The following is a 25,115-nucleotide window of genomic DNA, read 5'->3' on the forward strand; positions in this document are numbered from 1 at the left end:
TCGTTTATTCCAGACGTTTTTCGATATACTTCGAATTGAGAAGGCGCAGGGCTCCCATATAGTTAATATGAAAGGGCACCATATCGCCTACCCTGATATTGTGATTATTCTTACCTACATCCAGAACTATCATATCAGAGCTTCCCCCTTCGAGATGATATTCTTCATAAAGAGGTTTTATGCTTTTTATTTCGATATCAAGTATACCGATGTCCACCAAAATCCGTATACTGGTTTCCGAATAGTCTTCTATTTCAAAAACCGGCGTTTCCCCAGCTACATTGGAACCTACATACCCGGTGGGATTGGTTGGTTTTTCCATAACTTCCAGTACTTCCGCATACAGCATAAAGACATCTTGTTTCATTCCCTCCATGGGGGAATCCTCCAATAGATCATTACCGAAAAACAGGGTTTCTCCTACACGAAAATGGTTAACCCCTTCCGGAACGAGGTTTTTGAGCAATAATGGCAGAGTTACCGAGGTTCCGAGCGATACCCACGGAATCTTTTTATTGAACTTCGCTTCTATAAGTTGTTCGTATAAACTCAACTGGATGAGCTTATCATGCGAAGGCATAATTCCGTTGAGACAGTTCAGGTTAGCGCCAATTCCCATTACTTCCACCGCTTCCAGGTCGAACACTTTCGCGTAAAAATCTACAAAATCCTCTCTCATTACTCCTTCGCGGAGGTCTCCCATCTCTATCATAATAACTATCTGGTGTACTTTACCCATCTTTCCTGCATACCGGTCTATCATTTTTATAGTTTCAAACTGGGTATTGAAGCTTACATCTGCCACTTCTATCAATTTTTCTATACTCCGGGTTGGCGGTGGTTTTATATACCCGGTTTTTATTTTCGGGTTAATTTTTTTTACCATGGCCAGGTTACTGAGACGGGAATCGAAGATACAGTCGGGATGAAGTTTTATAACTTCTTCCAGGAAAAGTTTATTACCACACAAGAGCTTGGTCACCACTCCCCAATCTTTGTTATGGCTTCCAAAGAGATCCTCCAGGAAGAGGAAATTGTATTTTAAAGCACGTGTATTCAGTTTCAGATATGCCATTTCACTTACGGTTAACTGCCAGGAACACCAGCCCGGAGGATAAAATCCCTATAATGATCGGGTCAAAACCAAAGGGGACAGGAATAGTAAATATACTAAAAATCAACGTACTGCACCCACCTACCAACATGGAAGCGAGGGCTGCGGCAGATTTTACCGTCCGAGCGAAAAGCATGCCAAGGACAGGGACAAAAAGTCCGGAAACCATGAATGCATAGGAACTAAGCATCAGGGTAAGTACATTTTCCATCTGCGAAGCGATAAGAATAGCCAGGATTCCTATGACCAGGGTTATGCCCTGTGATATCCGGATCACTTTACTATCGGTACTTTTCAGGCCCAGAATATCGGTGACAAAATTCCCCGAAGCTGCCATCAGGCAACTGTCTGCCGTAGACATTATTGCCGAAAAATAGGCGGACATCATCAGCCCGGTTAATCCTACGGGCAGAATGGAACGCAAGAGCAACGGCAAGCCCATTTCCGGATCGGTTTCTGCCATGGCCTCTCCCGTAGCATAATCGAATTCGACAAACATTCCCGCGTCGGCAGCCACCCGTGCAAAGAGACCGAGCAACACTCCCATAAAAGCCATTACCGGGTATTCGAACAGACCGGCAATATACCAGGCTTTCTTTGCCGTTTTTTCGTCTTTACAGGAAAATATCCGTTGGTACAGGGTCATCCCAATAAACCAGATGGGGACAATAGTTACCAGCCAGTTGATAAATTGTACCCAGCTCAGGTTGAAAAAACTGAAAAATTCACCGGGTAAACTTTCGCGTATCGCCGACATCCCGCCAAGTTTTATGTAAGCCATCGGTATTCCTATACATATAAGTCCTCCCATAAGGAGCATCCACTGGAAGGTATCGGTATAAATAACCGCCTTAATTCCTCCTGCAACAGTATATGCCACAGCCACTATTCCCATAATTATAAGAGCATTGTCCATACTTAAAGCCGGGAATGTTCCGGTAGCCAGTTTGGCCCCGGCCAAAAGCTGGGAAGAGGTAAAACCGAGATAACCGACGAAAGAGATAATACCAGCCAGAAAAGCTACATTTTTACCGTAAAATCTTTGCAATAGTTGAGGGAAGGTCAGTAATTTGTGCAGGTGTCCCATTTTTATCACTTTCGGAATGAGGAATACTGCTGCCAGCCACGCCCCTACCAAACCAGTAAAGAGCATCCACGAACCGGATATCCCCATTACAAACCCAAGGCCTCCCAGGCCAATGGAAAAACCTCCTCCTACATCTGTGGCAACCACAGAGAGTCCCACATGCACACTACTCATATTACGCCCACCTACATAATAGTCCTCATTGTTCTCATTTTTGAGATAGTAATACCACCCCACGATCATAACTCCTATGATGTAGGCAACAAAAATAACAACGTCAATAAAGCTCATGCCCTATTTTTTGGTGAAGCGCATTTCAAGGTATTTATTTACAAATCCCAGTTTTTCGTATAGATGTCTGGCCGGATTGTCAGGCTCAACGTGAAGGGCAATACTGCCATCGGCAAGCTCCATAGCTTTTTGCATGAGCTCTTTCCCGACGCCTTCTCCTCTTTTATCTTTATGCGTAGCAATATACACCAGTATGTTTTCGGGAATATACCCTTTCATTCCCGTACTGTTTATTACTGTTGCGGCGACAATCTCTTTATTCTCTTTGGCTACAAGGACAAACCCTCCCATAGAAGGTATAACATCTCTCATCGCATAATCAACAGCAGCGAGAATGTCCTTTTTCTCATCTCCGTAATTTTCGAGATGCGTATGCAAAAAATCCGCCACCTCTTGTTTTTGGTCATCAGACAGTTTTTGATTGGGATTATAAATAACAAATGTCATAGTACAGAAATACTTTTGGATTGTAGATAAAATTGTAACAGAATAAAAAACTCCCGCTTTTGTCCCATTGCGGGACAGGCTTCCGAAAAGATATTAGAGCTTGTTTAAATTGGTTTGATTAAAGTGAAAAATACCCTTGCGGCGTCTGGTTCATTTGCTAAAATAACCCACAGGATTATTTTATACGCCCCACCCTGTTTCATATGAAAGCTTTTTTGATCCCGATGACTATCGGGAGCATAGCCGTAGCTATGGGGCAAAAAGGCATTTTTAACCTCCCGATATTATCGGGATGAAACCAGTTTAAACAAACTCTTATAACAATATTAGGGTGGTGATATGATCTTAAAGAACTTCTTTAAGGAAGCAAAGTCCGTTAAAGTTCCCAAAATACGATTCCTATAATTAGATTTGACTTTTTTTTGCATTGTCACGTAAAGATACGGAATAATAGAGAAAATATTTTTTTCCTATTAAAAAATCACCAATAATATATGATTTCATGAACTTGCCCTATAGCCACAGGTCCTGCGAGCAGTTACTCCCGGAGAGTTATTGATATTATCCTCCCCACAGGAAGTTCCTTTTTCTTCTTTGGAGGTAGTGTAGGGGGAAATACAATAACAACATTACCCCCAACCAGATGAAATACACCGACCCCAGGCTGTATCCGTAATCTTTTAACGGACTGTCACTCCCGTAGGAGGCAGGTATAATGATCATATCTTTCCAGTCCTTACCTCGCATACCAAGTACAAAGGCTGCCGAAAAATGAATAAAAAATGTACTGAAAAGATAACAAAACACAGGCATTTTACCAAAAATGGTAAAAAAGGTGACCAGTCGATTGTTTTTTATCTTATCCACAGCAAACAAGAAAAGGCATATAGGCCCCAGGGTTATCAACAGAAAATCGAGAGAGGCCGGGTATTTGGTAAGATGAAAAAAGGACATTACAGTGCGGATCGATCCCTTTTGAAAAACCCAGGAATTGGGGTCCCCATACACATGAATACTTCGCAACAGCAAAAAAAGAACAACTGCCCCCATACCGAGGTAAAATAACCACTTTCTCCTTCTTTTACAACAATATCCTTCCGAATATAAAGGCCCCGACACATACCCAAGTATCATAACGCCCAACCAGGGAAGCACCGTGTAATTTATGACAAAAACCCTTTCCCCGATAAGGAAGATCTTATGTTGATGAAGAACATACCAAATAACGGATAAAAGTGTAGTGCCTTCCATTCGGATACCGTCCAGAACATGATGCATCCCGATTATAACAACACTTATTAAGATGAGCCATTTTACCGGAAGGTATATCAAAAAGGAGAGAATGATCATGCAAAGGCCAAGACCGCCAAAAATAAACAGTCCCACCGTGCGATAGTAAATATCGAAGGTCCAGGAAAAATTGTCCAGCACCAGTTCCAGCACAAGAAAGCCTGCTCCCAGAAAAAGTAAATGGCGGAAAAGCCGGTCCCCGGATCTTTTCCTACCGGCCAGGTAGACCGAAATCCCCGTAACCAAATATACTGCCGGGGCAAAATAATGAGAAACAAACCTGGTAAAAAATAAAAAAGGGGCGGCTTCCGGACCATACGGATCGGTATTCCAGAAATGGAAAAATAATCTCGTATGGTCCAGGATCGCCAGGGACATTACCACCCCAATCAACAGGTTAAGCGGTCTTGTAGTTCCGGATTCTTTGGGGACAATCATGTGTTGCGGGTATATTTAGAACATAAAACTTATACCCGCAATAAAGTTCAGGGGTTTCTGCGGCCTGAAATAAAACCCGTCGCTGATCCAGTATTCCTCATCCAGCAGGTTATCCAGTTTCAGGCTAATACGATATTTGGATTGCGTGTAAAACAGGGTAGCGTTAAGCTTGGTGTAGGATGGCAAGGTATATTCATTGGCGCTATCGGCATACACATCCGAAACGATCTGACCTCCCGCACCGACACCAAAGCCTTGTAACGAACCCTGAAGTACGGTATAACTGGCCCAGAAATTGGTCACCTGTTCCGGGGCTCCAACCGTCCTCTTACCAATAATACCAGCATCTCCCTCCGTATATTCGTTATCGTTATAGCTATATCCCGCTACCAGGTGAAACCCGGGAAAGGGGTTGGCTATCACTTCCGCCTCCACTCCTTTGCTCCGCTGTTTTCCTCCCTGTACCCGGAAAGGTTGCGGACCGTCTAAATTCTCTACCTCTCTCATTTCCGTATACAGGGCATCACTTACCTGTATGTCATAATAACTCGCGGTAGCGCTCAGCTTATTTCCAAAAAGATTTACTTTAACCCCACTTTCCCATTGGTTAGCCTGTTGCGGTTTAAAATCAGAGCTGTTTCCATCGGGGTATATTACGTTGTCCAGGTTTTTAAATCCGTTCATGTAATTCGCAAAAACCGACACTTTTTCTTTTACCGGCTGGAAAACCAGGCCGAATTTGGGCGAAAAAGCCAGTTGATCAAAATCATCGGGGCCGGACCAGGCATTCTTTTTTACGAATCTGTCAGCACGAAGACTACCCATCACCATCAACCGGTCGGTAACATCCAGTATATCGGAAACATAAGCGCTGTAAGAATGTTGCTTTATCAGGACAGAAGATATGGAGAGGTCCCCTATTAAGTTGTCTAAGGTATTCCTATTGACTTCCGGCGCGGGTGAGTGGATATCTACTTTATCTATGGGTATTCCCCGGTAACGAACATCGCGGTAATCTGCCATATAATCCAGTCCCAGAAGAAGCCTGTTCCTCATATTGCCCAGTTTAAAATCGCCTGTGAAATTTTGTTGTAACTGCGTTCGGCTTCCCTTATCCGGAACATATACTCCTATGGTACGTGAAACCGTGTCATTCGCAGTCCATGAATTAATAAAATTATAAAGGTTGTCATATGCCCCGTTCCCCCAGGCGAATTTGGTCTGGGAAGTCCAGTTTTCCGATATTTCATAATCAGCCTGTATGAGGATATTATTAGAACTTCGATTGCTGGCCAGGGAATTGTTTATCAGGGAACGGTCATAATCGAGCCCCAGATCTTTCACGTTTTTGGCATCCAGGTCTCCGGTGATGTTCCACCCGGCATAGGACGTCCCTTTAATCACCTGAAAATCGGCTTCTACGGTAAAGGTTAATTTGTCCGAATACCTGTAAACCAGGCTGGGAGCAAAGAGATAGGTATTCGCATAGCCCTGGTCCTGGAAGAAATTTTCCCGTTGTACCGCAGTATTGGCACGGAATAAGACCGATTTGTCTTCGGTGAGTGGCGCATTTACATCCGCTGTGAGACGACTCAGGTCCCAGCTGCCATGCTGGTAAGAAACTTCTCCTCCAAATTCTTCGTAAGGTCTTTTGGTAACATAGTTGACCACCCCTCCGAAAGAAGTCAGAGTCCCTCCGAACAAGGTCGAAGACGGCCCTTTAATGGTCTCTACCCGCTCTACCATGGCCAGGTCTACGGTGGTCCGCAGGGAGGTTGCCATCCCGTTCCTGAAATTATCGGTGGTCAGAAATCCGCGGGAGAAAAAGGCCGGCATTCCCGCACCGGTTTTGGCAGGGGCTGCTCCGGGTATATTGATAAATGCCTCTTCCAGAGTAAGGGCCATCTGTTCCCGGATGAGCTCTTTGTCCACCACATTATATACCTGGGGGTTTTCCATATATTCCAGGGGCATACGGGCCACGTATTCACTTGCTTTTCGGGACAGTTTCCTGTATTTGTCCCCCACCAGCAACACTTCGTTCAGGGCCTGGGTATATTCTTCCAGCACAAGGCCGACTTCCAGTACCTCCCCTTCCCCCAAGACCACTTCTTTCGGGTTTGACGTACTGTTGAAATAGCTTGCCAGGAGTGTGTAAGTTCCCGCAGGAATTCCTTTTAATGTGTATTTGCCGTTTTCGTCGGCCTGTGTTTGCTTTCCACCGGAAATACCTACTGTAGCAAAGGGAATAACCTCTCCGTCGGGAGTGGATACCGTCCCTTCTATCTGCCCGGTATCCTGCAAGGGACAGCTATATCCGTCTACCGTGCAAAAGTACAGGGCTATGATACATACACAGGATTTCACAAAAGTGTTACCAGGTAAGGTTAGAAATGATCTCATAGTTTCTTACATTAATTTTGTTTGGTTTTAGTTTTTGTCCATAGCACAAGTGTGGTTAAGCGTTCTTGGTATTTATCTTCTTAAAGTGAGCCACGGGGTTGGCTACTTTTCCGATGTACTGTACCTTAAAAGGATTTGTCCTGTTTCGCAATTGCCTGTTGTTCCGCAATTGCAGGCGATTCAGGGCATCGGGACTGATCTCGGCGGTAAAAAGATCGTATTTCCGGGTTTTTTCCGCCAGTTGCGGATGTGCCAGGTAATAGTTGTGTATACATTCTGCAACCTGCTTCCAGAACCTTTCCTCCGGGTATCCGGTATGCTCCAGGAGTATGGCCGCTATAAACCGGAAAATAGAATCGAACAACTGGGTAAACAGAGGAAGTGTTCTTTCCTCATCCGAAACGTCTACAGCGATACGCCTTATCTCTTCCGGAAGGTTTTCCCCGTTGTTCATTACGGACACTTCTTCTCCCAGATCCTTCATAATGGCCCGTACCGGGACATGGTTTTCCAAGACCAGGATAAGGTTTTCCCCGTGGGGCATAAAAACCAGATCATAGCTGTAAAAACAATGCAGCAGGGGACTCATATAGCAGTGGAGATAGTTCTTTAGCCAGTTGTCCGTGTCCAGGCCGGAAGCCCGGATGAGTTCCGGGAGCAAAGCCACACCCGCCGTATCCACGTGTAACAGGGCGGCCATAGTCATCAACCGCTGGTCCTCCTTTAGCTTGGACAGAGGGCTTTCCCGCCACAGGCAGGAAAGCATTTTTTTGTAGGGACTGTCTTCCTTAGTTGCTCTTTCCGAGTTTCTGTTGGTATATCCTACGCCGGCAATTTCCCGGAGTACACAAAAACCGGTTTCCTTGAAGTAGTCGTCCTTTTCCACCAGTTCCTCTACCCATTTGCTTATCGGCGGATTGGTACGCATAAAATAGGGCGACAGGCCCCGCACATACCCCATATTCAATATGGAAAGTGCGGTTTTTACATAGAATTTATCCGGGTTGTTGATATTAAAAAAGGTACGGATAGATTGTTGGGGGAGATACCTGTCCCTCCCTTGGCCGAGATATACGAGTCGGCAAGAGGCAATATCCGGAGCAAAGACAATGGCCAGTTTATTGTACCACTGCCAGGGATGTACCTGCATAAAAATATAATCGTCCGGGTCCAATCCTTTTTTTACGAGTAATTTCCGGAACAATCCCAGCAACTCCTCCCCGAGTTCCTGTACCAGGAGTTCCTCGTAGGTCAAAGGTGCTATACTGGTAAACGCCGCCCTTTCCCGGTGTCCCGCCACCCAGATCAGCGAAAAGGGTTCTGCAGCTTCGGGAGCGTAGTTTCGGTAGTCGGCCTCGTCAAAACCTATACGGCCATTGTTGGCAATAAAACGGGGATGCCCGGTCATGGCCCGCTCTATCTCCTGGTAACCGGCATGGACGAGATCTTCGGAACTCACCGGGTTCTGCATGTGCATATACGCGCTTCCGCAAAGTGTACTGCTCACTTCTTCCATATACACGGGCAACGATTCTTCGTCTATTCCCATCGCTTCCCTGAACTCTATGACAAAACGAAGAGAATCGAGCTTGTCCGGTTGCCCCCCGGTATATTTTTCGAGGGAGTCCTTGTCTATAAGCCAATGATTCAGGTATCCCTGCTTTGCCCGGAAACAATATTGTACATTATACTGTCCGGCCTTTAAAACATAATGGCCCCAGCCTTCGCTTTCATGCTGTTGTTCCGGGATAACGATCCCTTCATGGGCAAACTCCGAAATGGCTTTGCACAGGTGCAGACGGTTAACTTTGGCCCATACGGCCGGTGTAATGTGGGAAACGGCTTTCCCCGGGGACAAAAATTCTTGTATCATGGTTAAGTTCTTGTTGAAAAATTAAACGGTACTTGTCCTGAATGCTGCAAGAGGGTTTTTCAGAGTTCCTGCAAACTGTTGTTTCTTAAAGGGATCGGTATTATCCATCATTTTTTGGTTATCCCGTATTTGCAGCCGGTTCAGACAGGTCTTTACCATTTCGGGAGCAAACAGGTCGCAGGCACGGTACTTTTCCTCCCGTTCGGGGAATCTTTGCTCGTATTCCTGTACACATGCCGCTACCAACTCCCAGAACCGATCTTCCTCATAATCGCAATGCTCCACGAGGATCTGCCCCAGAAAGCGGAAAAAACAATCGAATATCTGTGTAAAAATAGAAAGGACCTTTAACGCTTCGGGAACCTGAATGCCCACCCGCTTTACCTCTCCGGGCAATGTATCCTGCCAGTTAACGGCCGCAACTTCTTCTCCTATATCTTTCAGTATCACTTTAACAGGCGCGTTGTTTTCCAGTACCAGTATGATATTCTCTCCATGGGGCATAAAGCGAATGTCATAGGTGTAAAAACAGTGCAGAAGCGGGCTCAGGTAACAGGACAGGTAGTTCTTCAGCCAATCGGAAACACTTAACCCGGACGCGTCTATGAGTTCCGGCAACAGGGCAGTTCCGTACATGTCTACATGCAGCAGGGAGGCCATGGTCATGAGGCGTTGATGCGGCTCTGTCTTCTTCGCAGGACTCTCCCGCCAAAGAGCAGACAACATTTTTTTGTAAGCGCTGTCCGATCGCAGAGCATCTTCATAATACGTATTGGTATAGCCTGCCGTAGCCACTTCCTTTAGTATGGTAAAACCTTTTTCTTCCAGGTAATCGTCCTTTTCTACAATATTCGCCACCCATTCGTTTATGGCCGGTGTAGTACGCATAAAGTAGGGAGACAATCCCCGCATAAAACCCATGTTGAGAATGGACAATGCGGTCTTGACATAGTGTTTTTCCGGATGGCTGACATTAAAAAATGTCCGGATGGATTGCTGCGGAAGGTATTTGTCCGGGCCATAGTCCAGGCAGACAAGATATTTCGCGGCTATATCAGCTGCAAAAATATGCGACAGCTTGTTGAACCACTGCCAGGGATGTACGGGTATAAAGAAATATTGTTCCGGATCGAGGCCTTCCCGTATCAATATTTCATCAAACTTTGTCCTGGTCTCCCTACCGAGTTCTTCCAGCATCAGTTTTTCATAATCCAGGTCTTGTACCGAAGTAAATTCCAGTTTATCCTTGTGACCGGCAAGCCATATCAGTGAAAGAGGAGCGGCAGACTCGGGAGCATATTTCCGGTAATCGTCCGCATCAAAACCGATACGACCGTTGTTGGCAACAAAACAGGGATGGCCCGCTATCATGGCATGTTCCACTTCCTGATATCCGGCCCGGGTAAGCTCCTTTGCCGTAGGCCCCTGCAAAGAGTGCACATAGCAACCGCCGTAAAGGGTACTCGCTACCTCTTCCAGGTATGCAGGCAGGACCTTATCATCAAAACCCAGCACATCCTTAAACTCCGTGATAAACTCGATGGAATCCAGAGGAGCTTCCTTTCCATCTATCCTTTTTTCCATGGAATCGGGAGCGATATACCATTGGTCCAGGCTCAGTATCCTGGCACGGAAGTGGTATTCTACAGCAAAGTCCCCGGCATGGAGCCGGTATATACCCCAGCCATCTTCCGAACCTAACTGCTCAGGTTCCAAAAGACATTCATGGGCGAATTCCGAAATTATCTTTCTCAAGTGCAACCGGTTAACCCTATCCCATATGGCGGGTTGCAGGTGGTTCACAGTTTCTTCGGGGCGGAGGGTATTCCTCATATTTCCATATTTTTTTGTTTAAATCTATTTTTATTTAGTCTAAATATATACATTTGCATCAGCAAAAATAATATTATTTAGACTAAATAGCAATAATAATTTAGCTTTTTGTTTCCGGTACGGAAAATCCCGGAAAACCTTCAGATCGGATACCATCAGACCTTATAAGGCATATATCCGCATTCTCTGGTTTCCTAAAAATATATCCGTTCCAGTGCCCTAAATCTGTATTGTATAACCAACATTAAAGCTATGATAGAAAAAAAATCCTATCCTGAACTTTCCGGGCCCGATGTTCTTGCCACCGGGCTCTATCCTGAAACTTTTAAAGACATCTTTTGCAAAGATTCCTCGGCATCCTATACCGAAGCGATAGACCAGGCCAAACAGGCAGTGCTGGATTTTCTGCGCCAAAAACAGAAGCCTTTCAGCGGGGTTACACCGGCTGAACTCCACGCAGAATTTTCAGGGATAGATATGGATACGCCCCTGGAGGATTGCGACCAGCTTCTGAAGGAAGTGCAACGACTTTATACGGACCATGCCATTGCCTTTCACCTACCCCACTACATTGCTCATCTCAACTGCCCCGTGGTGATTCCCGCACTTGCGGCAGAAGTCCTCATAAGCGCCATCAATTCGTCGCTCGACACCTGGGACCAAAGCGCAGGCGGTACTCTCATGGAACAAAAACTCATACAGTGGACCACCGGGCAGATAGGGTTCGGTCCGGATGCCGATGGGGTATTCACCTCGGGTGGAACACAAAGTAATCTCACCGGCCTTTTGCTGGCCCGTGACCATTATGCCCGCAAAAAACTCCGTCATTCGGTCAAACGATCCGGGAACCCGCCACAGGCATCAAGGTTTCGTATTTTTGTCTCGGAAAAGGCACACTTCAGCAACCTGAAGAACGCCTCCCTTCTCGGTTTGGGCGAACAAGCCGTTGTAGAGGTTCCCACAGACCACCGTTTCCGTATGGATCCCGGGGCACTGGAAGAAGCCTTGTTACAAGAAATAGGCGCAGGCAATATTCCCATTGCCATTGTAGCCACGGCCGGGACTACCGATTTCGGGAATATAGACCCCCTGGAACAGATCGGAGAGATCGCATCGCGGTACGACCTGTGGTTTCACGTGGACGCCGCTTACGGTAGCTGTTTGCTGCTTACTTCCCAGTACAGGCATCTCTTAAACGGCATAGAACTCGCAGACTCTGTTACCATAGACTACCACAAATCCTTCTTTCAGCCTGTGAGCAGCAGTGCCGTAGTGGTGCGGGACAAAAATGACCTGCACATCATTAAGCACCACGCCGATTATCTGAACCCTGAAGATCAGGACTACGAAGAGTTCCCGGCACAGGTCAACAAATCCGTTTCCCAGACCACACGCCGTTTTGACGCCCTGAAACTCTGGTTCACCCTTCGCCTGCTCGGTAAGGAAAAGCTCGGGGGTTACATAGATACCATTATCCATACTACCAAACAAGCCGCCCGGATCATTGAAAAGGACCCGGAACTGGAACTGCTAACCCATTCGGATATAAGTGTACTGCTTTTCCGGTACACTCCCGAACATCGCTACATTCGTGATATCTGCAAATTAAACCAGTATATTAAAAATAAAGCGTTCGGAGAAGGAAAGGCCCTGGTAGCGGGCACCAGGGTTGACGGAAAGTTCCATCTCAAGTTCACCCTGCTAAACCCGATCACTACGGAAAAGGATATCCGAAGCATACTGGACATCCTCAAAACCTGTGGTGCAGCATATAAAGAGGAAGAACCGTATCCCGAACCCGTTGCCGTCGGGCATTCCAGCCTTTAGTTTACGGACAGATCGAACTTTGGAGACACGTATAACAACTGATCTTATTCTCCCGGCTCCGCACTTAAACTTAAATACCGTACGAAACAAACACGTCATGCAAAACAAAGACAAATACGACATTATTGGCATAGGCACAGGCCCATTCAATCTGGGACTCGCCGCATTACTGCACCCCGTAAAGGACATATCCGGCATGTTCCTGGACCAGGCAGAGGGTTTTAACTGGCATCCCGGCATGTTACTGGAGGATTCCAGGTTACAAGTGCCCTTTCTGGCAGACCTGGTAACCCTGGCAGACCCCACCAGTGAGTTCAGTTTTCTGAATTATGCCAAACAAAACAAAAAGATATATCCCTTCTATATCCGGGAAAACTTCTTTCTGCTCCGCAATGAATACAACCAGTATTGCCAGTGGGTAGCAAAGCGGTTACCCAACGTCCGGTTTGGCACCAGGGTCCGGGAAGTGCGGTTCAATGCTTCGGAAGAATGTTACGAAGTGATATCGCAATGCACAAAAACAGGTGAAGTAAAAAGCTGTCTGGCCAAAAAACTGGTTCTCGGTACGGGCACGGTTCCGTTTGTTCCGAAAGGTTGTGAAGGTATCCGCGATAAAGCTATCCACTCCTCCGTATACCTGGACCACAAGCACGAATTACAAGACAAAAGGTCCATTACCGTATTGGGAAGCGGCCAAAGCGCTGCCGAAATATACTACGACCTGCTCCAGGAAACAGACCGCTACGGATACGAACTGCACTGGATAACCCGCTCCCCGCGATTTTTCCCCCTGGAATACAGCAAACTGACACTGGAAATGACGTCCCCGGACTACGTCGATTATTTCTATGACCTCCCCTACGAAAAGAAACAAAAACTGCTATCCCGCCAAAAGCACCTGTACAAAGGCATCAATACCGACCTCATCAACGATATATATGACCTGCTATATACCAAGCGCCTGGCCTCCCCGCTAAAAACATCCCTGATGACCAATGCCGAATGCCGGAACGCCACGTATACGAAAAACCAGTTTACACTGGAACTCTACCATACAGAACAGGAAAAGGAATACCTTTTTGCCACCGAAGGACTTGTACTGGCTACAGGCTACACCTACCGCGTGCCGGAATTCCTGGAGCCCGTTTCCAGCCGCATTCAGTGGAACCGTGAGGGGAAATACGATGTAGGCAGGAACTATACCATAGACCGCGACCATAACGAAATATACGTTCAGAATGCGGAATTGCACACTCACGGTTTCGTGACCCCGGACCTGGGAATGGGCGCCTACCGTAACTCAAGGATTATCAACAGCATTGCCGGCCGGCAAGTATACCCGGCAGAAGAGCGGATCGCCTTTCAACAGTTCGGGGCAGACAGTATAAACATTCTTCGTACAGAAAAACCCACCCTGCCATAAATCGTAAAGGCATGCTCTTAAAAATTCAATCCCTGTTCAGTTTATTTAAAACAGCTATCCGGGGCACGGAAAAGAACTTCACTTCCGGCAACGTGGCCCGGGCTACTTTTTTATTGTCTTTTCCTTCTATGATGGAACTGGGACTGGAATCCCTGTTTGTCATAGTAGACCTCTTTTTTATAAGCAGCCTGGGAGAAGGCGCCGTTACCATATCGGGTATCACCAATTCAGTGATCATCCTGTTCCATTCGGTGGCCGTGGGTCTTGGTATTGCGGCAACAGCTCTGATCTCCAGGAGAATCGGGGAAAAGAAAGGGAAAGAAGCCGGCTCCGCAGCAGTCCAGGCCATTTATTCGGGCATATTCATTGCACTTTTATTCAGTATAGCCGGAATGATCTTTCACAAAAACATACTGAAGTTTGCCGGGGCATCGGACAATCTGATCCTGGAAGGAAGTACCTATACGAAGATCATGTTTGGCAGTGTGTTGTTCATGATCTTGAGGGTATTGATAAACGCCATATTCCGGGGGGCCGGCCAGGCCGTGATGGCCATGCGTTCCCTTTTACTTTGCAATGCTATTAACGCTGTATTGTGCGCTGTCCTGATCTTTGGCCCCGGTCCGGTCCCCGCCCTGGGACTTCCGGGAGCAGCATGGGCAACCGGGTTTGCCAATCTCTCGGCAGTCTTATATCAATACTGGTATCTGCGGAAAGACAAAAGCATACTTTCTTTTGAAAAACAACAGTTGAAACCCGTTATAGCGGTCATGAAAAAGTTATGGCGCCTTGGTGCAGCAGGAACGGCCCAGTACCTGGTGCCCGCATCAAGCCGGTTTTTTATGATCGCCGTGGTATCGCTACTGGGAGAGAACGCTCTGGCAGGTTATGTCATTGCCAATCGCATTATCCTGTTTACCGCCCTGCCGGCCTGGGGGATCGCCAATGCGGCTGGGGTGCTTACCGGTCAGAATCTCGGAGCAGGCCAGCCGGAAAGGGCAGCACGATCCGTCTGGATGACCGGAATATTTAACATGACCTTTTTAAGTGCCGTTGCCCTCACGCTCTTACTGTTCACAAACCCGGTTGTATCCCTGTTTACCGATGAGCCGTTAGTGGCGCAGCATACGGCCCTGTATCTCCGGTATATGACCATCGCGTATTTATTCTTTGGATATACTATGGTAATATCCAGGTCGCTGAACGCGGCAGGGCAGATCAACACAGTAACTCTTTTGTACGTACTCACATTCTATATCGTGCAACTTCCTGTGGCCTATATCCTGGCCATTCTCTTTGACCTTGGGGCACAGGGTATCTTCAGTGCTATTGTAGCCTCGGAAATTGTATTGGCTTTATGTTGTATAGCCGTGTTCCGGACAGAAAAGTGGAAATACATAAAAATATAAACTGTAATGGAGTATATGAAAAATTCAATATCAGACATGCCATGTATATTTAAAAAAACCGTTCCGGGCCTCGGGGAATTTTCCCTGCGCCCTTTTGAACCGGAACAGGATTGTGAAGACCTTCATCAATGGGTCAACCACAGCCGTGCAAAATACTGGCAAATGCTGAACACAAGTATAGAAGAAGTAAAAAATGCTTATTACCAATTGGTACAGAGTGACCATACCGAGGTTTTTACCGGGTATTTTAACGGACAACGTAGTTTTTTACTCGAACGTTACCACCCGGGACTCACCCCCTTGAAACATCACTATGAAGTGCAGAACTCCGATCTGGGCATGCATGTTCTCGTTGCTCCTCCCGAACGTCAGATCCCGTCATTTACATGGCATGTATTCACCACTATTCTCGATTTTCTGTTTAGTGACAAAGCCATAGAAAGAATAATCGTGGAACCCGATGTAAGGAACGACAAGATACACCGGCTCAACAAACGGGCGGGGTTCGTATACCAAAAACGGATCTCCCTTCCCGAAAAGGACGCCTACCTTGCATTTTGTAACAGGGAGCAATATCTTTCCGCCCTGTATGCTTAGGGATCAACCGGTTAACCTTCACACCCGGGTTCTTTGGCTTTCTGGTGTGTCTGTCACAATAAGTTGTTAAGAATCTAACAACCGGCCAATTATCCCTCCAGGTCTCTTGGTTGTTTACCGAATTTACGGGTACTCTCCTTGGTAAGCACCTTAAAGTCGGCGGTCCTGGGGAGACTATCCAGGATATGTGTGAATTCCGGCGGAAGTCCTGTAAGCTTTCGGGTATTCATATCTATCCAGGCACCCATCATTTCACAACGGGCAAAATTTCTCCCTTTGTCGTCATAAAAGTTATGGTGAAATTCAAAAAATCTACCGTCCTCACTCATCCCGGCAAGTTCCAAAGAAACCTTTATCGGCTTCCCTGCAAAAACTTCCTTGAAATAATAGACATGTTCGTAAAACACTACGGGACCGATATGATGTTTTGCCAGTTCCTTCTGGGTAAGTCCGTTTTCAATAAGGAACGACATACGGGTATGGCTCATAAAATTGATATAAGCCGAATTGGCCAGGTGACGGTTGGCATCCATATCGCTCCACCGAATATCAAATTCTTTAAAGTACATAATTTTCGCTTTTAATCTTATGCACGCATAATATTATGGTAAATATAAGGCTTTTGTGTAACACTACCACAGCATTACAACTCCAATGGCAACCTTCCGCCACCGGCCATGAAATTCCCCATTGTTAATATTTTAAATATCACAAAAAGGTTTCTAAAATATGTTAAAAGGGACAGGCAAAATCTGTTTTATTACCTATATTAGTGGCTTAAACCATAAATAACTCAAAAGCCGGATCAAAATATCGAGTAATCCTTTTTCCGGCAGGGTATTAAACAAGATGAACAATAAATGTTACCCGGGAAACGATTTTGGGAAGAAGTACACGATAATTTCCAAACTATATCCGGGTACATGGGCAAAAATTCAGAAAAGATGAAAAAATTATTGCTGACAATGGCATTGGGCACTGCCGTCATGCTGGTAGGTTGCGGAGAGAAAAAGGAAAAGAAGGAAAAATTCAGTTACGAAAGAACCCAGACTGAAAAGAAATCCGGAAATTCGGGAGCTCAGGCCTCCAAAGTCCCGGTGGACCTGGACAACAAAGGTATCGGTCCCATTAAAGAAGTAAAATTCGGCGATATCGATAACGGTCTGGCCGCCAAAGGTGAAGAAGCTTTTAAAGTAAAATGTACGGCCTGTCACAAAACCGATCAGAAATTTATAGGGCCTGGTCTCAAGGGTATTTATGAGCGCAGAAGTCCGGAATGGGTTATGAACATGATGCTCAACCCGGATGAAATGCAGAAGGAAGATCCTATTGCCAAAGCACTGGTAGAAGAATATAACGGAACCCTGATGCTCGACCAGAACCTCTCGGAGGATGAAGCAAGGGCAATCGCAGAGTTTTTAAGAACACTCTGAGAAATTCCGGATACACATTATTCCTTATCCCTCTTCCCTCCCATGGAAAGAGGGATAATTTTTTGTAATTTAATCTCTCATTATGAACGATATCGAAATACGAAATATCGAAACCGAAATCCTTTCGGATAACTGGTACACTTTAAAGAAAGCTACTTTTGAATACCTGGACCGAAACGGAGAGTGGCAGGTACAGCACAGAGAAGTTTACGACCGTGGAAACGGAGCTGTCATCTTACTTTACAACCGGGAGAGAAAGAGTGTTGTACTAACCAGGCAATTCCGCATGCCCACCTACCTCAACGGTAATAAAAACGGTATGCTCATAGAAGCATGTGCAGGGTTGTTGGACGAAGACAGTCCGGAAGCTTGCATCAAACGGGAAGTAGAAGAAGAAACGGGTTACAGCATCCGGGAGGTACAAAAGATATTCGAAGCATACATGTCACCCGGAGCAGTAACGGAGATCATTCATTTCTTTACCGGTGAATATTCCCCGGAGATGAGGGTAAGTGAAGGCGGTGGACTCGCCAGTGAACACGAGGAAATAGAAGTGATGGAAATTCCTTTTACCGAGGCTATCGCCATGATTACGGACGGCAGAATAAAAGACGGAAAAACAATTGCTCTTATACTCTATGCCCAGGCTAACGAATTACTCACTCCCCCATAAGCCATGAAACTAAAAGAAATACATTTAAATACGGATAATTTAGAAGAAACAGCCGGTTTTTATGCTGACATTATGGGCTTACCTGTCCGTTCCGGTAATACATCCCTACACATACAGGCGGGGGAAACACTGCTCGTTTTTAATACATCGGAAAAATTAAAACCGGTATACCATATTGCTTTTGATGTTCCCAACAACAAGCTGGAAGAGGCCCATTCCCTGATGAAAGGAAAAGTAGGTATCTTATTCCTTTCAGAGGAACACAATGAAACCATGGCAGATTTCTCCAGGTGGAACGCCAAATCCTTTTACTTTCGCGATAACAATGGCAACATACTGGAATACATTACCCGGTATGACCGTAAAAAAGCATCCGATCGCGACTTTGATGGCCTGTCCATACTCAATATCAGTGAAATAGGACTGGTCACCGATGATGTACCCGGTCTTGCATCTGAAATCACGGAAAAATACGGGGTAAAAATATATCCGAAACAACCTCCGCAGGAACATTTTACCGTTATGGGAGATGAAGAAGGACTTTTTATACTGGCTGCTTCAGACAGGGATTGGTTTCCCTCCACACAAAAAGCATCGTCTTTCCCGACAAAAATAATCTTCGAGGCAGAGGGGCAGGAGCATATACTCCACAGGGAGAAAAAATAAACAGACTATCTGCCGGTAGTTCCCTTTATTGTTTCCGGCTCTTACCAACAAATGGTCTGTTTTAAGTTTTTAAAAGTTTACAGAAATTTATCTACCTCCTTATAGGCTTCGATCACAGCAAGTTCTCCCTCTCCGTTGGGCCGGGAATTTCCGTGCTCCATACCTACAACACCCTGAAATCCCTTGTCATAGATATATTTGAAGACATTTTTGTAATTGATCTCTCCGGTCGTAGGTTCGTTCCTTCCCGGATTATCCCCCACCTGGAAATAGGCGATCTCGTTCCAGCTTGCTTCTATATTAGGGATAAGGTTCCCCTCGGTTATCTGTTGATGATAGATGTCGTACAGGATCTTACAGGAAGGTGAATTCACCGCTTTACAGATCTCATAGGCCTGTGCCGACTTCTCCAGGAACAGCCCGGGGTGATTCATATAATTCAAAGGCTCCAGGACCATAGTTATACCTTGAGGTTCCAGTATCCCCGAAGCCTGTTTAAGAGACTCGACCACATTTGCCGTTTGATAGCCCGGTTCCTTCCGGAAATCCTTATACCCCGGAACTACGGTAACCCATTTGGCATTTACTCTTTTGGCAACTTCTACGGACTTTCGTATATCCGCAAGAAATTCTTCTCTTTTCCCCTCGTCTCCACTGGTGAGATTTGGTTCCGTCCAGTATATTTTATGGGCGACAAATACTCCCATTTCCATACCCAGGTCCTGCATGGTTCTGGCCATGGCTTCCTGTACATTGACAGGGCGTCCGGTCATACCGTTATCTTCAAAAGCGGTAAAGCCTTGCTCCGCCATATATTCGAGCTGGGAGATGATATCCCCCCCGGCATTGTGTTTAAACATCCCGTCGTGAGGGGCGTATTTAAGATTGAATTTATGTTTTTCCTGTGGTGTCTCTTTCGTATTCCCGGCAAAGCCGAAAGCTCCGGTGGTAGTCACCGAAGCTCCCAGGGTTGCCATAAGAGAATTCTGTACAAATTTTCTTCTTTTCACAATTGGTTGGTTTAGTCAAATGCCATCCCGCTCTTTTTACAGGTTCGGGGATGCACTTTTTTTATAAAGACCACAATTTTCCTCCGGTAGCTTCTTCCAATGGGATACAGCCCTGTTGTTTTCCGGGAATGGGGTCATAAGCGAGGACTTCCTCACCTATATATTCACTGATCTTAAATCCGGAAATGGTTTTTCCCCGTACGTCTTTTACAAAACCAAAAACCAGGGCATCTTCATTTTCCGGAGCAGCTCCATCGTCAGAATCCCTGTACTCCCATAGTTTTCTTTCGAGGTCTTTTCTCTGATCTTCTCCTACACCCAAAGTAGCAGCTATAACTTTTTCCACTTCTTCCTCTTTGACTTTAGGAAGGTCCGCAGGATCTTTAACCCCCAGTTTATTGGTAAAAGCCTTCATTCCGTCCTTTACCAGTTTCTGGTCCTCCGGGCTGTACACTTCGTTAATATATTTATCGATAAACTGCGGCACATTCAATTCCGCCGCCCCGGGAAGATCGTCGGTTTTCGGGAGGATAATATCCACCATTTTAGACAGCACACTACCTTCTTCAGGAGTGAAGAATTCCGGGATCCATTCTACTTTCGGGTCTCCCGTACAACTTTGAAGTATGCTCAACAAGGTCGGGGTAGCAGCAACAAACCCCAGAGAAAGTCCTATATTTTTTATCGCGTCTCTTCTTTGCATGGCATTTGGTTTAAATGTTCATTTTTTTCAGTTCGTTCACCGCGTGATCCGCTGCCCGGGCAGTAAGCGCCATATAGGTAAGCGAAGGGTTCACACAACTGGCAGAAGTCATAGCAGCCCCATCGGTCACATATACATTAGGTACCGCGTGTATCTGGTTATTCCCGTTTAACACGGATGTCTTAGGGTCTCTTCCCATACGTGCCGTTCCCATTTCATGGATACCGAGACCCGGAGCTCCGGGATTGTCGTAAGGGCTAATGTCTTTAAATCCGGCTGCTTCCAGCATATTTACAGCCTGCTGCTTCATATCTTTCCTCATGTTGTATTCGTTCTCCCTGAATTTAGCATCAAAAGTTACGGTTGGAAGGCCCCATTTATCCGTCTTTTCATAATCCAGGAACATCTTATTATCGTGGTGCGGCAGCATTTCTCCGAATGCAGTCATATTAATACCCCATCCACCTGGTTGAAGTATTAATTCTTTCAACTCTTTACCATATGACAGTTCTTTTACAGTACTGGTAAGATCTCCTCTTCCGCCGCCACCCTGGTAGCCATAACCACGCAGGAAGTCTTTTCTATCCGTATTTCCTCCCAGGTTCTGGAATCTCGGAATATAAAATCCGTTAGGCCTTCTGCCTTTAAAATATTTATCTTCAAAACCATCCACTTTTGCAGAAGCTCCAACCTGGAAATGGTGGTCCATCAGGTTGTGGCCGAGTTCCCCGGAATCATTCCCCATTCCTTCGGGAAAACGCTCGGATTTGGACTGCATCAGGACTGAAGTAGACCCGATAGCGGAAGCACAGACAAAGATCACTTTAGCTTTAAACTCATAGGTTTCGTTACTCTCCGCATCTATAATCCTGACTCCGGTGGCCCGTTTTTTATCTTTATCATACATAATTTCGTGTACGATAGAAAACGGTCTCAAAGTCATATTTCCGGTACGTTCGGCAGCAGGAAGTGTAGAAGAGTTACTGCTGAAATAGCCTCCGAAAGGACATCCTCTTGCACAACGGTTACGGAACTGGCAATGGCTTCTCCCATCAAACTGCCCCCCGGTTAAATGCGCTACCCGACCAATAGTCAATAATCTTCCATCGTCAAACTTGCTGGCCATAGCTTTTTTCAGGTCTTCCTCCACACAATAGAGTTCCATTGGCGGGAGGAATTGTCCGTCAGGTAATTGAGGTAAACCCAGTTTTTCACCACTCACCCCTATGTGCTTTTCCACATAATCGTACCAAGGTGCTATATCTTTATAACGGATAGGCCAGTCTACGGCTATGCCCTCCTTTAAATTCGCTTCAAAATCAATGTCACCATGCCTGTAACTCTGCCTTCCCCACATAATAGAACGTCCTCCTACGTGATATCCCCGCATCCAGTCAAAACGTTCTACCTCATTATAGGGATGTTCCAGGTCATTTACGAAGAAGTGTTTGGTATCCTGCCGGACAGTATAACCGGTCCTTGCCTGCTTTCCCTGCTTGCGAAGGTCTTCCTGCGTAGCAGCCCCTCCGTTTTCCATGTCCCATGGGTCCAGGTGCATCGTAGGATAATCTTCTATATGTTTAACCATGCGCCCCCGTTCCAGCACCAGGGTTTTTAATCCCTTCTCGCATAGTTCTTTAGCAGCCCATCCGCCGCTCACTCCGGTGCCTATTACAATAGCATCGTATTCCTCCTGCGGAGGATTATAGTACATAGTGCCCATTATTCGTAATTTGTTTTTATATTAGAGTAAGCTTCAAATATATAAATTTTATATATTTTTCGATATTTTTTTTTGGAAGATAAACACATATTACTTTTAAAACCTATTATTTTAGCAATTCTGAAATATCCCTTTAAGCAAATTAAAATCCCATCAAAGTTTTGATGGGATTTTTAGCCAGTATAAAGCCATAATCTGTTTTATTACTCTAAATTACAGAACATCTAACATGCCGGACAGCGGGACACATGACTTAATCCTGTTTTTTCGGTTGGATAATCCTCTTCTTCTCCCTGTCCTCCTCTTATTTGTTTCACATAAAGACTGGAAATAGTTCTCTTGTTTAACTTTAAATTTTCTAACTTTTTTTTCTTCATGATAATACTTTTATAGGTTAATTCTTCCAAATATATAAAATCCATACATTTTTTTGATATTTTTTTTGTTAATACAAAGCATATTACTTTTAAAACTTATTATTTTAGCAATTCTGAAATTAAAATACCCGTTACAATGAACAGACGAAATTTTATAGGGAATTCCGGTAAAGCCGGCGTAGCCTTATCGTTATTAGGACTATATGCTTGCAAGGACCCTAAAAAAGACAAAGCGGCCATGCCTTTGACAACGGAAGAGACTGCTGCTGAAATAGAAAATTCACCCTTCTTTAAATTATCCCTGGCGCAGTGGTCTATCCACAGAATGATCATGGAACAAGGCTTTGACCCGTTAGATTTTGCGAAAAAAGCAAAAGAATGGGGATTTGAGGGACTGGAATATGTAAGCCAGTTATATCGGAAAGAGCTGGAAAAGAATTCCAACTCCGTTACTGCTGTCAATAATCTGGTCAGGGAACTCAACAAACGCAGTACGGACAATGATATAAAAAACCTTATTATCATGGTAGATGCAGAAGGCAATCTCGGGGTTAAGGACAAGGCAGAACGGACCAAAGCCATAGAAACTCACCATAAATGGGTAGACGCTGCCGCTGCACTGGGTTGTCATTCCATACGGGTAAACCTTTTCGGCGAACAGGATCCCGATGCATGGAAACAATACGCTGCCGAAGGCTTGTCCGGACTTGCCGCATATGCCGCGAAATCCAATGTGAACGTACTGGTAGAAAACCACGGAGGCTTTTCCTCCAACGGCGCCCTGCTGGCACAAGTCATGCAGGAAGTAAACATGAAAAACTGCGGAACACTGCCCGATTTCGGTAATTTCTGCATAAAAAGGGAAAACGGCGAACCCTGGGGAGCGCCCTGTGTGGAAGAATACGACAAATATAAAGGAGTGGAAGAATTAATGCCCTTCGCCAAAGCAGTAAGTGCAAAATCTTACGACTTCGATGCAACCGGGAACGAAACAAGTATAGATTACATAAAAATGCTTCAAATTGTTAAAAATGCAGGTTACACCGGGTATATCGGTGTAGAATATGAAGGAGAAAGACTCGGTGAAGAGGAAGGTATTCTCGCCACTAAAAAACTGCTGATCGATGCTGCAAAACAAATTTCATAGCTCAAAGCGATCTCAGCCCTGCCGGCATATTTGTTCGTAACTCGTCTAACATCTTAAATCTCATATCTTAAATCTAACATCTAACCATCTATGAATAAAAAAACACAATTCCAGCTCTCCCTGATGATGTTCCTCGAATTTTTTATCTGGGGAGGATGGTTTGTTTCTCTTGGAACCTTTCTGGGGAACAACTTACAAGCTACCGGTGGCGAAACTGCCATGGCTTTTTCCACACAATCGTGGGGAGCGATCATCGCCCCCTTTATTATCGGACTAATTGCCGACAGATATTTTAATGCCGAAAAGATATTAGGGCTACTTCATTTAATAGGAGCCGTTTTAATGTATCAGATGGCATATGCTGCTGACTTTAGTGCCTTTTATCCGTATATTTTAGGATATATGATCCTCTACATGCCAACACTTGCTCTGGTAAACTCCGTTTCTTTTAATCAAATGAAAGACCCTGCCAAACAATTCCCTCTTGTTCGCGTTTTTGGGACTATTGGTTGGATTACAGCCGGGCTCATTATTAGCTTTGTATTTAATTGGGATTCCTCCGCAGGTATTGAACAAGGCCTCCTAAAAAATACTTTTCTTATGACTGCCGTTGCTTCAGCCATTTTGGGCTTGTTCAGCTTTACACTCCCTAAAACACCTCCTCAGGCAAAAATATCCGGAGAAAAACCTTCAATTTCAGAAATCCTCGGATTAGATGCTTTAAAACTATTGAAAAGTAAAAACTTTTTGGTTTTCTTTCTTTCTTCCGTATTGATATGTATTCCTCTTGCTTTTTATTATCAAAATGCAAACCCGTTCCTGGCAGAGGTTGGTATGGAAAACCCGACCGGAAAAATGACCATAGGCCAGGCCTCAGAAGTGTTATTTATGTTGCTGCTACCTATTTTCTTTAAACGGTTTGGTATTAAAATGACATTATTAGCAGGTATGTTGGCCTGGACAATACGTTATTTACTGTTTGCCTATGGTGATGCAGGCGAATTAGTATTTATGCTGTTGACAGGGATTGCCCTTCACGGAATTTGTTACGATTTCTTCTTTGTATCAGGGCAGATCTATACCGATTCCAAAGCCGGTGAAAAATATAAAAGTGCAGCACAAGGGCTTATTACATTGGCCACCTACGGCGTAGGTATGCTGATAGGATTTTGGGTAGCCGGAAAAATATCAGACCAATTCTTAATGGCCGACGGGTCGCACGACTGGAAATCCATATGGACATATCCGGCATTCTTTGCACTGGGAGTAATGATCTTATTCTTACTCTTCTTTAAAAACGAAAAAATAGAATATAAAGAGTAGTAAGCCATTTTGAATTGGATATATATGA

Annotated in this window: 21 protein-coding genes; 9 read left to right on the plus strand and 12 right to left on the minus strand. The window is 45.2% G+C overall.

From position 1 onward, the window contains the following. Positions 1 to 4: 4 nt before the first annotated feature. From ACVBDU_RS13800 to ACVBDU_RS13830, 7 genes are all read right to left on the minus strand, one after another. Positions 5 to 1,075 (minus strand): alanine racemase, encoded by a 1,071-nt coding sequence (locus ACVBDU_RS13800; protein ID WP_447180317.1) that lies wholly within the window; start codon positions 1,073 to 1,075, stop codon positions 5 to 7. Position 1,076: 1 nt separating this feature from the next. Beyond that, positions 1,077 to 2,492 (minus strand): sodium:solute symporter family protein, encoded by a 1,416-nt coding sequence (locus ACVBDU_RS13805; RefSeq protein ID WP_447180318.1) that lies wholly within the window; start codon positions 2,490 to 2,492, stop codon positions 1,077 to 1,079. A gap of 3 nt (positions 2,493 to 2,495) precedes the next feature. Continuing rightward, complete coding sequence (locus ACVBDU_RS13810) at positions 2,496 to 2,939, minus strand: GNAT family N-acetyltransferase (protein WP_447180319.1); 444 nt, start codon at positions 2,937 to 2,939, stop codon at positions 2,496 to 2,498. A gap of 561 nt (positions 2,940 to 3,500) precedes the next feature. Further along, positions 3,501 to 4,667, minus strand: coding sequence for an acetyltransferase domain-containing protein (locus ACVBDU_RS13815; RefSeq protein WP_447180320.1), 1,167 nt, complete (start codon positions 4,665 to 4,667; stop codon positions 3,501 to 3,503). Between the two features lie 15 nt (positions 4,668 to 4,682). Next, entirely contained in the window at positions 4,683 to 7,070 is a 2,388-nt protein-coding gene (locus tag ACVBDU_RS13820) for a TonB-dependent siderophore receptor (RefSeq protein WP_447180321.1), read from the minus strand. A gap of 55 nt (positions 7,071 to 7,125) precedes the next feature. Continuing rightward, positions 7,126 to 8,943, minus strand: coding sequence for an IucA/IucC family protein (locus ACVBDU_RS13825; RefSeq protein WP_447180322.1), 1,818 nt, complete (start codon positions 8,941 to 8,943; stop codon positions 7,126 to 7,128). A 21-nt stretch (positions 8,944 to 8,964) separates the two neighbouring features. After that, complete coding sequence (locus ACVBDU_RS13830; protein ID WP_447180323.1) at positions 8,965 to 10,776, minus strand: IucA/IucC family protein; 1,812 nt, start codon at positions 10,774 to 10,776, stop codon at positions 8,965 to 8,967. Positions 10,777 to 11,028: 252 nt separating this feature from the next. Here ACVBDU_RS13830 and ACVBDU_RS13835 point away from each other — a divergent pair, with 252 nt between their 5' ends. The 4 genes from ACVBDU_RS13835 to ACVBDU_RS13850 all read left to right on the plus strand — a co-directional run bounded on the left by ACVBDU_RS13835 (position 11,029) and on the right by ACVBDU_RS13850 (position 16,032). After that, a complete protein-coding gene (locus ACVBDU_RS13835) occupies positions 11,029 to 12,603 on the plus strand; it encodes a pyridoxal phosphate-dependent decarboxylase family protein (RefSeq protein WP_447180324.1) in 1,575 nt (524 codons plus the stop codon). A 97-nt stretch (positions 12,604 to 12,700) separates the two neighbouring features. After that, complete coding sequence (locus tag ACVBDU_RS13840) at positions 12,701 to 14,026, plus strand: lysine N(6)-hydroxylase/L-ornithine N(5)-oxygenase family protein (RefSeq protein WP_447180325.1); 1,326 nt, start codon at positions 12,701 to 12,703, stop codon at positions 14,024 to 14,026. A gap of 11 nt (positions 14,027 to 14,037) precedes the next feature. After that, positions 14,038 to 15,435: an MATE family efflux transporter gene (locus ACVBDU_RS13845; RefSeq protein WP_447180326.1), complete on the plus strand. Its 1,398-nt coding sequence runs from the start codon at positions 14,038 to 14,040 to the stop codon at positions 15,433 to 15,435. A gap of 15 nt (positions 15,436 to 15,450) precedes the next feature. Next, entirely contained in the window at positions 15,451 to 16,032 is a 582-nt protein-coding gene (locus ACVBDU_RS13850; RefSeq protein WP_447180327.1) for a GNAT family N-acetyltransferase, read from the plus strand. An 89-nt stretch (positions 16,033 to 16,121) separates the two neighbouring features. Here the strand turns inward: ACVBDU_RS13850 and ACVBDU_RS13855 are convergent, their stop codons facing one another. Beyond that, a complete protein-coding gene (locus tag ACVBDU_RS13855; RefSeq protein WP_447180328.1) occupies positions 16,122 to 16,601 on the minus strand; it encodes an acyl-CoA thioesterase in 480 nt (159 codons plus the stop codon). A gap of 375 nt (positions 16,602 to 16,976) precedes the next feature. Here ACVBDU_RS13855 and ACVBDU_RS13860 point away from each other — a divergent pair, with 375 nt between their 5' ends. From ACVBDU_RS13860 to ACVBDU_RS13870, 3 genes are all read left to right on the plus strand, one after another. Beyond that, a complete protein-coding gene (locus ACVBDU_RS13860; RefSeq protein ID WP_447180329.1) occupies positions 16,977 to 17,465 on the plus strand; it encodes a c-type cytochrome in 489 nt (162 codons plus the stop codon). Between the two features lie 82 nt (positions 17,466 to 17,547). After that, positions 17,548 to 18,138 carry a GDP-mannose pyrophosphatase NudK gene (gene nudK / locus ACVBDU_RS13865; protein WP_447180330.1) on the plus strand — a complete coding sequence of 197 codons (591 nt, stop codon included), beginning with the start codon at positions 17,548 to 17,550 and terminating at the stop codon, positions 18,136 to 18,138. 3 nt (positions 18,139 to 18,141) lie between these two features. Continuing rightward, positions 18,142 to 18,804 (plus strand): VOC family protein, encoded by a 663-nt coding sequence (locus ACVBDU_RS13870; protein ID WP_447180331.1) that lies wholly within the window; start codon positions 18,142 to 18,144, stop codon positions 18,802 to 18,804. 77 nt (positions 18,805 to 18,881) lie between these two features. Here ACVBDU_RS13870 and ACVBDU_RS13875 read toward each other — a convergent pair whose 3' ends face one another. The 4 genes from ACVBDU_RS13875 to ACVBDU_RS13890 all read right to left on the minus strand — a co-directional run bounded on the left by ACVBDU_RS13875 (position 18,882) and on the right by ACVBDU_RS13890 (position 22,617). Next, a complete protein-coding gene (locus ACVBDU_RS13875; RefSeq protein ID WP_447180332.1) occupies positions 18,882 to 19,814 on the minus strand; it encodes a hydroxypyruvate isomerase family protein in 933 nt (310 codons plus the stop codon). Positions 19,815 to 19,875: 61 nt separating this feature from the next. After that, entirely contained in the window at positions 19,876 to 20,517 is a 642-nt protein-coding gene (locus ACVBDU_RS13880) for a gluconate 2-dehydrogenase subunit 3 family protein (RefSeq protein ID WP_447180333.1), read from the minus strand. A gap of 10 nt (positions 20,518 to 20,527) precedes the next feature. Continuing rightward, positions 20,528 to 22,240, minus strand: coding sequence for a GMC oxidoreductase (locus ACVBDU_RS13885; RefSeq protein ID WP_447180334.1), 1,713 nt, complete (start codon positions 22,238 to 22,240; stop codon positions 20,528 to 20,530). Positions 22,241 to 22,464: 224 nt separating this feature from the next. After that, positions 22,465 to 22,617 carry a hypothetical protein gene (locus ACVBDU_RS13890; protein ID WP_447180335.1) on the minus strand — a complete coding sequence of 51 codons (153 nt, stop codon included), beginning with the start codon at positions 22,615 to 22,617 and terminating at the stop codon, positions 22,465 to 22,467. A gap of 136 nt (positions 22,618 to 22,753) precedes the next feature. On the opposite strand from ACVBDU_RS13890, the gene ACVBDU_RS13895 reads away from it, so the two are divergent. After that, the gene (locus ACVBDU_RS13895; RefSeq protein WP_447180336.1) at positions 22,754 to 23,764 is read left to right on the plus strand and encodes a sugar phosphate isomerase/epimerase family protein; all 1,011 of its coding nucleotides are present in this window, start codon (positions 22,754 to 22,756) and stop codon (positions 23,762 to 23,764) included. A 90-nt stretch (positions 23,765 to 23,854) separates the two neighbouring features. Continuing rightward, positions 23,855 to 25,087, plus strand: coding sequence for a nucleoside permease (locus ACVBDU_RS13900; RefSeq protein ID WP_447180337.1), 1,233 nt, complete (start codon positions 23,855 to 23,857; stop codon positions 25,085 to 25,087). The last annotated feature ends 28 nt before the right edge of the window (positions 25,088 to 25,115 follow it).

It is taken from the genome of Sinomicrobium endophyticum, assembly GCF_052983315.1.